We start from the raw sequence: 13,339 nt of genomic DNA on the forward strand, positions 1-13,339 counted from the left end.
TTAAAGCCAAATATCATTTTCAGCAGTAAGAATAATGGGTTTATCGCCGGTAATCATAATGGTATGTTCGTGCTGCGCAACGTAACCGCCTTTATTCCCGGTTAATGTCCAGCCATCTTCTTCAGTTTCTGCAATGCTCGATGCTGTGGAGATAAAGGTTTCGACGGCAACGGTTGTATTTTTTCTGAAGCGGTCATGATTATATCTATCGTAGAAGTTTGCAATATCATGAGGAGCCTCGTGCAGACTTCTTCCAACACCGTGCCCGGTTAAATTTTTAATTACCCTGAAACCCGATTTTCTGGCTTCGGTTTCTATTAACCTGCCAATTTCGGCAATGCGCACGCCGCCCTTAATGTTATCAATGGCTTTTTTAAGGATAATTTTTGAAGCGTTTACCAGTATGTTATGTCGATGTAAATCTTGGCCCAGTACAAATGAACCACCATTATCTGACCAAAAACCGTTCAGCTCTGCAGAAACATCTATGTTGATCAGATCGCCTTCACGTAAAATCCTTTTCGCGGTTGGAATGCCATGGGCAATTTCATTGTTAACACTGATGCAGGTCCAGCCCGGGAAATTGTAAGTTAGCCTCGGTGCCGATTTTGCCCCAAAATCTTTCAGAATTTCACCGCCAAAATCGTCTAACTGTTTTGTAGATATACCTGGTTTGGCAAAATTGCGCATTTCTTTAAGTGTATAGGCAACAGCTTTGCTTACCTGTTGCATCCCTATTAATTCTTCTTCGCTTGTGATTGACATGGGTGTGAATTTTAATACGAAGATAGGATTTTAGCCATTAAACTAATAAAATACCTAACTTTATGACTGTTATGTTGTATAATACAGTAATATTTTTTGACGGTGTTTGTAACCTCTGCAACAGTTCCGTTCAGTTTGTTATTAAGCACGATAAAAATAAAAGGTTTAGCTTTGCGGCCTTGCAAAGCCAGTATGCGCAACAATCATTAAAGCCTTTTAGGGTTAGCCCAGGTGAGCTAAATTCGATTATGCTGATGGAAAACGGCAAACTTTATTTACGTTCATCGGCCGCATTACGGATCGCCAGGCATTTAAATGGATTTTGGCCCTTATTGTATGGTTTTATAGTTGTTCCTAAGTTTATCCGCGATTGGGTTTATGGTATAATTGCAAAAAACAGGTACAAATGGTGGGGAAAAAAGGAGAGCTGCTGGGTGCCCACCCCCGAATTGAAAAGTAAGTTTTTGGGTTAATGCTTTATTGACCGTTATTTTTCCTTTTGGGTATCCAGAGCCAAAAACTTAAAATAAACAGCGGAACGGTAATACTCAGTGCAATCACAATCAGAATGGCTTTTTGCTTAACCATATCGGGTTCGGTAGAAGTAAAAACATATACCGTTTCTTTTATGGCAAATAAAGTAATCAGACTACAGATAACAGCAAGAATTTTTCTCATGATTTATTTTTGTGCAAAGATTACATTTATTTTTAAAATTATACATGTGTTCTGTAAAAGTCACAAATTGTCCTGCTTCTCCGATGAATTAATTTTAAACGGTTAGTAAGCGATGGAGCTTAAAAATTACAGCGAAAGAAATTAATTTTCGAGGTATCTTTTTGAATAAGTAATTCCCATTAAATCGTAGCGTTTAAACTGGGCTTTAAGCCTTTTTTGAAAGTCAGGGTAATTTTTCTTTTCTTTCAGACTCCATAGTATTTCGCTCAGGGCATCCAATCTGGGGAAGAGCAGGTATTGTACTTTTGCCGGATTTGTAATATACTCGCTCCACAGGCAGCCTTGGCCGCCCCAAATGTATTTGGCCTGGTCATCTGTTAATCCGGCAGGGATAGGCTCATAATTGTAAACATCAATCAACGGTGAAAATTTGTTGGCCGTTAAACTATCTTCTTTCGCAAATTGAGCATGGTTAAAATACATCTTTTCTTCAGGTGTCATAATGGCTTTGTGCTGTTGCTTGGCAGCTTCTATACCGCCTTTTTCGCCCTGCCAGCTCATTACTACGGCATTGGGAGCCAAGCCGCCCTGTAATATCTCGTTCCAGCCGATAATGGTTTTGCCTTTGCTGTTTACAAATTTTTCCATCCGGCGGATGAAATAACTCTGAAGCTCACTTTCATTTTTTAAGCCGTTCGCCTTCATAATCTGTTGCGAAACGGCAGATTGTTTCCACCACACTTTCGAAGCCTCATCGCCACCAATGTGGATATAAGGCGATGGAAATAATGCCATCACTTCTGTCAGTACGTTTTCCATGAATTTAAAAGTGGTATCCGAAGCCTGTAAAACATTGTTGTATTTGTTCATCATACCCCAGGTTTGGGCAACTTCATATTTTTTATTGGGTTCAGTTCCCAGTTCGGGGTATGCTTCCAATAGGGCCATGCTATGCGCGGGCATTTCAATTTCGGGGATAATGGTAATGTAACGTTTAGCGGCATAATCTATTACATCTTTAATCTGTTCCTGGGTATAATACCCACCATGACGAATGCCATCGGTTTTAATCACGGCATCTTTTGGCGTAATTTTTACCTCGTTTGGTAATACCTGATATTTAATGCTTTCGTTCCCTTTGCCTGGGTATAAACCAATAATGCTGCCGTTGCGCCAGGCACCTATTTCGGTTAGTTTAGGATATTTTTTGATCTCGATCCGCCAGCCATGATCATCCGTTAAATGCCAGTGGAAGTAGTTCATTTTGTGGAGCGCAAGGTAGTCGATGTATTGTTTTATAAATGCTACGTCGAAAAAGTGGCGGCTTACATCCAAATGCATTGCCCGGTAACCGAAACGGGGGTAGTCGGTAATTTCCACTGCCGGAATTGCCAATTGGGCAGATTTTGAAGTGGGTAATAACTGTATCACGCTTTGGATGCCATAAAAGGCAGCGGTATCCGATCCAGCCGTAATGGTAATGGCGTTTCTATCTACTTTTAATTGATATTGGTTTACTTTTGAAATTCCTTTATCAATGATCACATTGATCATGTTTTTTCTTTTGATATCGGCGTTTTTAAACCATTTCAATTTTAAATTATAGTATTTATACAGGTATTCATCTAAAAAACTGATCGAACTGTTGCCGCCCAAATCGGTGTAAAAGCTTGTGGTAATATCTAATTGAAAAGGTTTTTCCTGCGCCTTGAATTGAAGTGATACAGGCTGCGGAATAATGCTCATCTCCTGTGCCGAAATTTTGAACGAAATAAGGATCAGGAACAAAAAGATAATTTTTCTCATGGTGAAAAGGCTAGGTTACGCTTTTCAAAAGTAGTAATAATAGGATGGATGTGCGAGAGAAGTAAGGGAGAAGGGATTATTTTGTTACATAATCAAGAAAGTCGCCATTGCGAGGAGGTACGGCGAAGCAATCTTTCATGTTGGCGATTCTTGCGCGAAAGATTGCTTCGTCGGCTGAAAAAGCCTTCTCGCAATGACAACTTTTCTATTTGGGGGCTGTTAATGGTAGCAATCCTGACGATGGCTATTCCGCTCCGTGCTTCCGTGGCAAAAATAATTACAAAAAAAATCCCGATAACTTTCGCTATCGGGATTTAATTTATTCAGTTAAAAAGAACTAGCCTTTTTTAGCTTTGCTTTCTTCGCCTTCTAATTGCGATTTCAATTGAGCCAATACGTCTAAGTCTCCTAAAGTAGATTTCTCTACAGAATCTTTAACTTTTTTAACCGCAGTTACAGCAGCTTTAGCTTCTTTTTTCTTAGCATTTCTTTCTTCTGCTACAGCTTCAGCTTTAACTTCTTCCCAAATACGAGCGTGAGAAACAACGATGCGTTTAGCTTCTTTGTTAAACTCGATGATTTTGAAGTCGTTAGTTTCTTCAGCTTTAACCGAAGTACCATCTTCTTTAACCATGTGTTTAGTTGGCACGAAACCTTCTACACCGTATGGTAAAGCAATAACAGCACCTTTATCAGTTACTTTAACAACTGTACCCTGGTGAACCGAATCTAAAGTGAATATCGTTTCGAAAGTATCCCAAGGGTTTTCTTCCAATTGTTTGTGACCTAAACTTAATTTACGGTTATCAACGTCTAATTCTAAAACAACTACGTCTAATACATCACCAACTTTAGTGAATTCATTAGGGTGGTTTACTTTTTTAGACCAAGATAAATCAGAGATGTGGATTAAACCATCAATACCTTCTTCGATTTCAACAAATACTCCGAAGTTAGTCATGTTTTTAACAGTTGCTTTGTGCTTGCTTCCAACTGGGAATTTAGCAGCAACTTCTTGCCATGGATCGTTAGATAATTGTTTGATACCTAAGCTCATTTTGCGCTCGTCTCTGTCTAAAGTTAAAACTTCAGCTTCGATCTCATCACCCACTTTTAAGAATTCTTGTGGATTTCTTAAGTTTTGCGACCAGCTCATTTCAGAAACGTGGATTAAACCTTCAACACCAGGGATGATTTCTAAGAAAGCACCGTAATCTGCAACAGTTACGATTTTTCCTTTTACTTTAGAACCAACTTGAATATCGGCACTTAAGTTCTCCCAAGGGTGTGGAGTTAATTGTTTTAAGCCTAAAGCGATACGTTTTTTCTCATCATCAAAGTCTAAAACAACCACGTTGATTTTTTCGTCTAATGATAATACTTCTTTTGGATGCTCTATGCGGCCCCAAGAAATATCTGTAATGTGAAGTAAACCATCAACACCACCTAAATCGATGAACACACCGAAATCAGTAATGTTTTTAACAGTACCTTCAAGTACCTGACCTTTTTCTAATTTAGAAACGATCTCTACTTTTTGTGATTCTAAATCGTCTTCGATTAACACTTTATGAGAAACTACTACGTTTTTAAACTCATGGTTAATTTTAACAACTTTGAATTCCATTGTTTTACCCACGTATACATCGTAATCGCGGATAGGTTTGATATCAATTTGAGATCCTGGTAAGAAAGCTTCAACGCCCATGATATCAACGATTAAACCACCTTTAGTACGGCTCTTAACGAAACCGTTGATGATTCTATCATTTTCAAGAGCCTCGTTAATTGCTTCCCATGATCTTTGGGTTTTAGCTCTTTTGCGAGAAAGGATCAATTGACCGTTAGCATCTTCTGGTGCTTCAACGAAAACGTCAACTGAATCGCCGATTTTTAGATCTGGTGTATCACGGAATTCTGAAGTAGAAACTAAACCGTCTGATTTGAAACCTACGTTTAATACTACATCTTTGTTGTTGATTGAAACAACGATACCGCTGATGATTTCACCTTTAGTGATCTGATTGAATGTTCCAGCATACATATCTTCAAACTTTTTACGGTCTGCTTCATTGTAATTACCGAAAACTTTTTCATCTGCATCCCAGTCGAAATCTTCGGTTGGTGTTGCTAATGATGATTTGATCGATTCGATCGAAACTGAATCAGCTTCTGATTCAATAGTTTCTTTTTCAGTTAGGCGTCCGCCTTCTCCCTGAAGTTCAGCTGTTTTAGCTGCTAATTCTTTTTCTGCTACTTGTTTTTTAGCCATTAATTAATTATCTCCTTTTTTCCCTATTTAGGGACTGCAAAGGTAAAAATTTTTTAATTAATAGAAAAGATTTTTTTAATAAATGTTGCTGATTTTTAGCGGATTAAGAATCAATTAGATAACTAATCCTTATTTTAATCGAAATTCTACTCTTATAACTCCATCGTCATGCTGAATTTATTTCAGCATCAATTTCATTTAGAAAGAGCATATTTGCCTAATTATTTGAAAATGAACATGCAGTGGTGCTGCTGAAACAGCAGTCCCGTTATCGCTTATAGTCCTCTCCCGATGAAACCTGTAGCACAAGCACGCACACAATAAAAACAAAAGAATAGTGCTTAAATCGGGATGCGGGCTATTTGCTACCCATGAGCCGTCCCGATGGGACGAATTACAAAGGCATGTGTCAAAATCTAAATATTACCGTCCCATCGGGACGGATCATGGGTGGTAGCACCAATGTATGTGTCGGAATATTTTGGTTTCGTAGGAAGGTTTGGTTTAATGGGATATTTTATTTCTTCGTAAATGTTCCCCTTGTAAAACCTTCGCCAATTAGTGTCTGGTCATCTCTGATCAATAACATAATCGTATTCTGTTGATCATACAATTTAATCATGTCGCCTTCAATTACATATTTTGAAGTGAAAACAGAATCGGTATAGGCATCGCTAACGGTAACCGAATCTTTCGATTTAAAATTGAACGATTTATATTGGATGTCTTCGCTGCTGGTAAAAGTGCCTGCCACTACTTTTTCTGCTACGAAAGTAATGTAGCAAAAATAGCCAACCACTAAAATAACAATCACCGAAAAGCCAATTATAAATTTGTTGCCACTGGCATATTTAAGCGAGAAATATAAAATAGCAAATAGGATTACCGCTACCACAGCAATAAAAATAATGCCCGAATAATCTTTGCTCGATTGCGGTACTGAAGCAGCAATAGCAGGTTTTTCTGCTGTACTTTTTGCCGGAGAAACCCTCACCAAAAATTCTTTGCTCACCCAACCTTCGCCATTCGTAACTTTTATTTTGTAGAAACTGGTGTTCGATGAATCAATAACGGCTACGTTTTCATTTAGAGGCAAGTGACCAATAATTTTGCTTTTAGGGTCTGCTTTTTCCCGCACACGCAGGTCGGCTGTTGTGGTACGGTATATATCTTTGCTAACCTCTGCGGTTTGCGGAGCAGCTGTTGCGGTATTGGCTTCAGCAGTAGCAGTTTTGCCTGCCGGAGCAATCTTCTCCAAAAAATCTTTACTTGCCCAACCTTCTCCATTTTTTAATTTTACCCTATAAAACTTGGCATCGCTTGCATCTAAAACGGCAACATTTTCATTTTTTGGAATGAAGCCAATAATCTTACTTTTCGAATCTTTGCTTTCCCTAACGCGTAATTTATCGGCGGTTACACGGTACATGTCTTGCGCATTTACGGTAATGGATAATATCAATAGGGCAAAAAACAGGAATAAAGTTCTGATCATAAGTATAGGGTTCTGCAAAGCAGTTTAATAAAAATATGGCAACGACACTAAGAGCAAACATCGTGCTAAGTGCTCCAAAATTAGAAAATACTTTTAATAGGTGAGGATAAGAATGAAAAAAGGTGGCTACAGTCTTTATCTGTATAACCACCCTTTTTATGTACAATATCTTGAAAAATTACTCTTTTAATATTTTGGCCAATACTTTATCCAGTTTGGTCTTATCTTTCATGTACGATTCCAGATCGTAAAGCTGTACTGTTTTAAATTCAATAGGATGGCTTTCGCTTTGCAGGGAAATATAGCCTGATGTTAGTGCTTTTCCATCTATTTTAACTTTAGGATCATAATTGGAAACATTACCGCCACCAATTTGTGGTTTAGTGTACTCTAGCACTACTTCGCCGGCAATGATGTGCTTAATTACCGAATCGCCCAAAACTAAAAACTCTGCAGTAACCCATTGGTCGCCAGCATAGGTTTTCGATTTAGAATCAAGGCAGTGCGGGGTAAATAATTTGCCATTGTAGTTAATTAATGTGCCTGGCGTACAAACATTGCTGGTATGGCGTAAGTGTTCGCCATCTCCACCTAAAATCTGGGCTTCAACCGAAATTGGAAAATCCTGGTCTTTTAACATCGTAGCCGGATCCTGGCAATGCAGCATGGCCCCACTGTTTCGGGTTGCCCAACCCTCGCCACCTTTAGCCTGGTCGCCAACAAAACGGTAGGTTACTTTTAACAGGTAGGCAGAAAAAGGCTTCTTATAGAAAATATGTCCGTACTGTTGGTCAAATTCTTTATAACCATCGTAACTCACTTTCATTACACCGTTTTCTACGCGGAAGGTATTGGCGTAATTTTCTTTATAATCGTGTTTGGCAATTTTGATGTTCCAATCTTTTAAATCTTTTCCATTAAAAAGATTGATCCAGCCTTTTTGGGCGTTGGCACATAAGGTTGAGGTTGCTAAAAATAATGCCGTAAGGCACATTGATCTTAATTTCATATTTGCATTTGGGTTAGGTGCTAAAAATATGAAATTTTTTCCAATGGTCACGGAGCGTTTTAAAACCTGCTTGCTAATGAACCAATGACCAATGAACTTATTTTAGCCACAGATGCACGGATGAACACGGAGATGTTTTTGCATCATGCTTACCAATGAACCAATGGCCAATGAACCACTCAGCCACAGATGCACGGATGAACACGGAAATGTTTTTGCACCATGCTTACTAATGAGCCAATGACCAATAAACTAATTAACCAATGCCTAATGAACTAAAAAAGGCGTAACCTTTTCCAGTGCGAAAGCCAGCTGTTCTTCTTGTGTTAGGTCGGTATTGTCTAAAATTATGGCATCATCTGCTCTTACCAGTGGACTTTCCTTACGGGTAGTATCGGCGTAATCGCGGTGTGCCAGATTTTCAAAAACTTCTTCTAGAGTGGTTTCGTTATTGCCTTTGCTTTCCAGTTCCTTAAACCGGCGCTCAGCCCTGATTTTTGGATCAGCTGTCATGAAAAATTTAACTGGGGCATCAGGAAAAACTGTGGTGCCAATATCGCGGCCATCCATTACAATGTTTTTTGATCTGCCCATACGCTGTTGTTGTTTTACCATATCGTGACGAACAATTTTGTGCGCAGAAACTTCACTTACATTTTCTGAAACGGGCATTAAACGGATTTCATCAGATACTTCTTCTCCGTTGAGTGTAATGTGTGATTCGTAATCGCGCGAGTGGAAATTAAGTTCGATATGCTCTAGTGCATCTGCAACTTTGGCATCGTCAGAAATGTCGATGTTATTCCGTAAAAAATAGAGTGTAACGGCACGGTACATCGCTCCGCTATCAACGTAAATGAAACCTAATTTTTTAGCCAATGCCTTTGCTAATGTACTTTTTCCGCAAGATGAATAGCCATCAATAGCTATAACCAAGTTTTTCTTCATTCGGCCACAAAGGTAAAAAAAGCCAATGGGTTTACGAACTTTTTTTAGTTTGATATTCTTTATATTTTTGCGGCATGTTACCTACCAGAGAAGAAATTTTACGATCGGCTATTTTCAAAACTTCAAGAAGTGGGGGTAAAGGCGGACAAAATGTGAACAAGGTTTCGAGTAAGGTTGAACTGGTTTTTAATGTAGAAACCTTTGCCTACTTTACCGATGAAGAAAAAACACTGTTAAAAGAAAAGCTTCAGAACCGATTAGATACCGATGGACTGCTGCATGTGGTTTCGCAGGAAGATAGGAGCCAGCTTTTAAATAAAGAAAAAACAATCGCGAAACTAATTGAACTATTAAAACGGTCGTTGCAGGTGCAGAAGAAAAGAAAGGCGACAAAAATACCGAAAGGGGTGATTGAAAAAAGGCTTAAAAATAAAGCCTTAACCTCAGATCGGAAAGTAAACCGAAAAAAGCCTATTGTTGATTAAGGCGTGAATGTGGGCAGATTAACCAAATCAAAACAGTTAACCCTTTATAGTTTGCAATTAACAATTAACCAAATCAAACGGTTACCATTTAACCAACTTATTCCTTCCCAAACCTATAATATAAGCTCAAACCACCATAATTCTGTGCTTTTGCCACACTTTTGACTTCTTTGGTTTTAAAAATGATGTTAAAATCTGCCGTAAATCTTTTTGAGCTGTAATTTACCCCAAACTGCTGTTCAAAAACAATGGGCTTTACGCCAAAGGTTAAAGGACTATCGTTATTAAATAGGCTTCCCTGTATAGTGGCGTCGTAAGCAACAAAGTTTAGCTGCGGTTTTACGTAGAAGAAAAACTCTGAGCTATTTAGGCTTTTGGTTTTCGAATTCCCAATTACAGCGTTATGGTAGGCGGTGTTGAACAACTGATTGATTTTACCAGCCCTGAACAATACCGAGGCACCCAAGCCTGAAAAAGTTGTACCTAAATTGGCATAACCCTGCGCACTGATATCGGCAATTGGATCTTCCGGTCTAAAAATCAATTTGCTATAATTTGCAGCTAAATTTACGGCCAGTTCATTTTTGATCTGATAATCCCATCCCGCAGGGGTATAAAAGCCAACGGTTTTATGTAGAAAACGCTGTGCATCCTGGGCCAATGAGTTAGGCCCAACTGTTCCCAGTTCAACGCTGGTTTTTAAAACGCTTTCATTTTTGTAGAAAACCGAATAGGCACCACCAGCATAGAGGTAGCCTGCAAAAGGCCTGTCCTGATCTGCTTTATTTGGAACCTGTCCCCAATATGGAGTATACATCTTCTGTCCGGCAGAAATCTCATAGGTTTTTTTCTCTATTTTATCTGATAATTTTTCGGTGTTTATTGCCCTGCGGAAATAGATAAACAATCCGTTGGTGTAATATCTATCGTTCAAAGTAGCCAGATAGGCATCGTTTTCGGTTTTAAAACCAAATTCGTTTTTAAATGATTGTGCAAAACCTGTTGATACAACCAGGCAAAAAACTATAGTGGATAAAATTGATCTCATAAAAAAGTCCCGATGCTTATCGGGACTATAAAAGTATTTATTGTAAATGGATTTTTAATTGTTAATCTAAAAGATTTACCAATTAGTTTACAATCGGTGCAATTTTAATGCTCAGATCCAACGGTTTTTTAACCTTGTTTTTAGTTAAGGCCAATTCAATTACCTCGCTCATTTCGTTTACGTAATGAAACTTAAGGTCTTTGATATAGCTCTCTTTAATCTCTAAAATATCTTTACGGTTGCTTTTGCAAAGTATAATTTCTTTAATGTTTGCTCTTTTTGCCGCCAATATTTTTTCTTTGATGCCGCCAACCGGAAGCACTTTTCCACGTAAGGTTATCTCACCCGTCATGGCTAAATGCTGTTTAACTTTACGTTGTGTAAATGCCGAAGTTAAGGCTGTAAGCATGGTTACACCAGCAGAAGGACCATCTTTTGGCGTTGCGCCAGCCGGTACGTGAACATGTACATCCCAGTTATCAAATAGGGTGTAATCGATATCAAACTCAGCAGCATGGGCACGTAAATAGGCAAGGGCAATTACTGCAGATTCTTTCATTACATCGCCCAGGTTACCGGTTAAGGTTAATTTTCCTTTTCCGGGGCTTAAGCTCGATTCGATAAAGAGTATATCTCCGCCAACACTTGTCCATGCCAGGCCGGTTACCACACCTGCAACTTCATTTCCTTCATAAAGGTCTTTGTCGTAAATAGGTGCGCCTAAAATTCGCTCAATATCTTCGGGAGTTAAATTAGGATCGTAAGTTTCTTCCATGGCAATTTTGGTTGCCACACCCCGAACCAACGAACCTACTTTTTTCTCTAAACCACGAACGCCCGATTCTCTGGTATAATCTTCAATAACTTTCTCAATCAAGGCAGGTTTAAGGTTAATATCCTTGGTTTGCAGGCCATGATTTTCTTTCTGTTTGGGCAACAGGTATTTTTTCGCAATCTCTATTTTTTCCTCAATGGTGTATCCGTTCACCTCAATAATTTCCATACGATCTAACAGGGCAGGCTGTATGGTGCTCAAAGAGTTTGCAGTTGCAATAAACAGGATGTTGGAAAGGTCGTAATCCATTTCTACGTAATGATCGTAAAATGCACTGTTTTGCTCGGGGTCTAAAACCTCCAGCAAAGCTGATGAGGGATCGCCACGGTGATCGGTGCCCACTTTATCGATTTCATCCAGTACAAAAACAGGGTTATCTGCTCCGGCTTTTTTAATAGAAGAAATAATGCGTCCGGGCATTGCACCAATATAGGTTTTACGGTGACCTCTTATTTCTGCTTCATCGCGGATACCGCCTAAGGCCATACGCACATACTTACGACCTAAAGCTTTGGCGATAGATTTTCCCAAAGATGTTTTACCAACTCCGGGAGGGCCTACCAAGCACAAAATAGGCGCTTTCATGTTGCGCTTAAGTTTAAGTACAGCCAGGTATTCGATAATGCGCTGTTTTACTTTCTCTAAGCCAAAGTGGTCTTTATCTAAGATTCGCTGTGCTCTTTTTAGGTCGAAATTATCTTTCGTAAACTCGCTCCAAGGTAAATCCAACAGCAGCTCCAAATAGTTTAACTGTACCGAATAATCGGGTGCAGCAGGGTTCATTCTGCCGAGTTTATCCAATTCTTTATCGAAGTGATCGGCAACTGCTTTAGACCATTTTTTCTTTTTGGCTTTTTCCTGTAAAGCATCAAACTCCAAATCGGCAGAGTTACCGCCCAATTCTTCCTGGATGGTTTTTAACTGCTGGTTTAAAAAATAATCGCGCTGTTGCTTATCTAAATCGGTACGGACTTTCGATTGGATCTGATTTCTCAGTTCAAGCATCTGAAGTTCGACCATTAAAAGTTCCATTACCTTTTGTGCACGCTCCTGCAGTTTGTCCATTTCAAGGATTTTCTGCTTATCGGCCATTTCGGCATTCATGTTTGATGAAATGAAATTGATCAAAAATGAATTGCTTTCGATGTTTTTTAGGGCAATACTGGCCTCACTCGGAATATTTGGAGACAATTGGATAATCTGAGCCGACATTTCGCGTATAGATGCGATTAATGTTTTAAACTCTTTATCTGCTTTGTGTTTTTGCTCTTCAAATTTTTTAACAACCGCTTTTATATAAGGCTCATTCTGAACTTCTTCTATCAAACTAAAACGTTGTTTACCCTGGATAATTACAGTGGTGTTCCCATCAGGCATCTGTAACAGCTTAATGATGTTTGCTACGGTACCAACGGTGTTAAGCTGCTCAAAGGTAGGGTCTTCTATTGAAACATCTTTTTGAGAAACTACCCCAATAATTTTGTTCCCTTTATAGGCCTCTTTAATCAGTTTTATCGATTTGTCCCTGCCAACAGTAATCGGAATAACTACTCCTGGAAATAAAACGGTATTCCGCAAAGGCAATATCGCCAACGTTTCTGGTGTTTCCTCATTGTTCATCTCTTCCTCGTCCTGTTGGGACATTAGGGGGAAAAACTCTGTATCTTCATTTATGATCGGCATTGCAGTATGGAAATCAAATATATCTTGTTTACTCATTATCACATTTTCCTCTAACGACAAACTGGCAGTTTAATCGTATTCACTTTGTTTAATTTTGGTATTAAGTTAATAATTTCAACTCTTGTGCCAAAGTGAAAATAATATTAATGTTATGTTAAAAAGGCAGAGTAATATAAAAATTTCAGCCAATATCATATAAACTATTTTTTAGCGTTTAAGCTAATGTTTGGCGCATTTGGTTTTTAAGAAAGAAAATTAAAAACTTTTAAATTATCAGAATAGGATTATATTGCAAAAAATTTCTCCTATAAAGTT

General features: G+C 38.7%; 11 protein-coding genes. 2 read left to right on the forward strand and 9 right to left on the reverse strand.

All coding sequences use genetic code 11. The annotated features are described in order from the left end of the window. Entirely contained in the window at positions 1-765 is a 765-nt protein-coding gene (map, locus tag ACS5PU_RS23320) for a type I methionyl aminopeptidase (RefSeq protein ID WP_439461562.1), read from the reverse strand. Positions 766-836: 71 nt separating this feature from the next. Between map and ACS5PU_RS23325 the strand changes: the two genes are divergently transcribed. After that, positions 837-1,238, forward strand: a complete 402-nt coding sequence (locus ACS5PU_RS23325; RefSeq protein WP_439461563.1) for a thiol-disulfide oxidoreductase DCC family protein — start codon at positions 837-839, stop codon at positions 1,236-1,238. Between the two features lie 4 nt (positions 1,239-1,242). Here ACS5PU_RS23325 and ACS5PU_RS23330 read toward each other — a convergent pair whose 3' ends face one another. From ACS5PU_RS23330 to cmk, 6 genes are all read right to left on the reverse strand, one after another. Next, a complete protein-coding gene (locus tag ACS5PU_RS23330; RefSeq protein WP_439461564.1) occupies positions 1,243-1,443 on the reverse strand; it encodes a hypothetical protein in 201 nt (66 codons plus the stop codon). A gap of 141 nt (positions 1,444-1,584) precedes the next feature. Continuing rightward, positions 1,585-3,249, reverse strand: coding sequence for a beta-N-acetylhexosaminidase (locus tag ACS5PU_RS23335; RefSeq protein WP_439461565.1), 1,665 nt, complete (start codon positions 3,247-3,249; stop codon positions 1,585-1,587). Between the two features lie 337 nt (positions 3,250-3,586). After that, positions 3,587-5,521: a 30S ribosomal protein S1 gene (gene rpsA, locus ACS5PU_RS23340; protein ID WP_439461566.1), complete on the reverse strand. Its 1,935-nt coding sequence runs from the start codon at positions 5,519-5,521 to the stop codon at positions 3,587-3,589. Between the two features lie 517 nt (positions 5,522-6,038). After that, positions 6,039-7,016, reverse strand: coding sequence for an SH3 domain-containing protein (locus ACS5PU_RS23345; RefSeq protein ID WP_439461567.1), 978 nt, complete (start codon positions 7,014-7,016; stop codon positions 6,039-6,041). Between the two features lie 178 nt (positions 7,017-7,194). After that, positions 7,195-8,025, reverse strand: a complete 831-nt coding sequence (locus tag ACS5PU_RS23350) for a 3-keto-disaccharide hydrolase (RefSeq protein ID WP_439461568.1) — start codon at positions 8,023-8,025, stop codon at positions 7,195-7,197. A 267-nt stretch (positions 8,026-8,292) separates the two neighbouring features. Beyond that, entirely contained in the window at positions 8,293-8,973 is a 681-nt protein-coding gene (gene cmk, locus ACS5PU_RS23355) for a (d)CMP kinase (protein WP_439461569.1), read from the reverse strand. Between the two features lie 74 nt (positions 8,974-9,047). On the opposite strand from cmk, the gene arfB reads away from it, so the two are divergent. Next, positions 9,048-9,458 (forward strand): alternative ribosome rescue aminoacyl-tRNA hydrolase ArfB, encoded by a 411-nt coding sequence (gene arfB / locus ACS5PU_RS23360; protein ID WP_439461570.1) that lies wholly within the window; start codon positions 9,048-9,050, stop codon positions 9,456-9,458. A 97-nt stretch (positions 9,459-9,555) separates the two neighbouring features. Here arfB and ACS5PU_RS23365 read toward each other — a convergent pair whose 3' ends face one another. Next, positions 9,556-10,506: a lipid A deacylase LpxR family protein gene (locus tag ACS5PU_RS23365; RefSeq protein ID WP_439461571.1), complete on the reverse strand. Its 951-nt coding sequence runs from the start codon at positions 10,504-10,506 to the stop codon at positions 9,556-9,558. Between the two features lie 82 nt (positions 10,507-10,588). Next, positions 10,589-13,060, reverse strand: coding sequence for an endopeptidase La (gene lon, locus ACS5PU_RS23370; RefSeq protein ID WP_439461572.1), 2,472 nt, complete (start codon positions 13,058-13,060; stop codon positions 10,589-10,591). Positions 13,061-13,339 lie beyond the last annotated feature (279 nt).

This window comes from Pedobacter sp. GSP4, from assembly GCF_051857575.1.
In the GTDB taxonomy this organism is placed as follows: Bacteria; Bacteroidota; Bacteroidia; order Sphingobacteriales; family Sphingobacteriaceae; genus Pedobacter.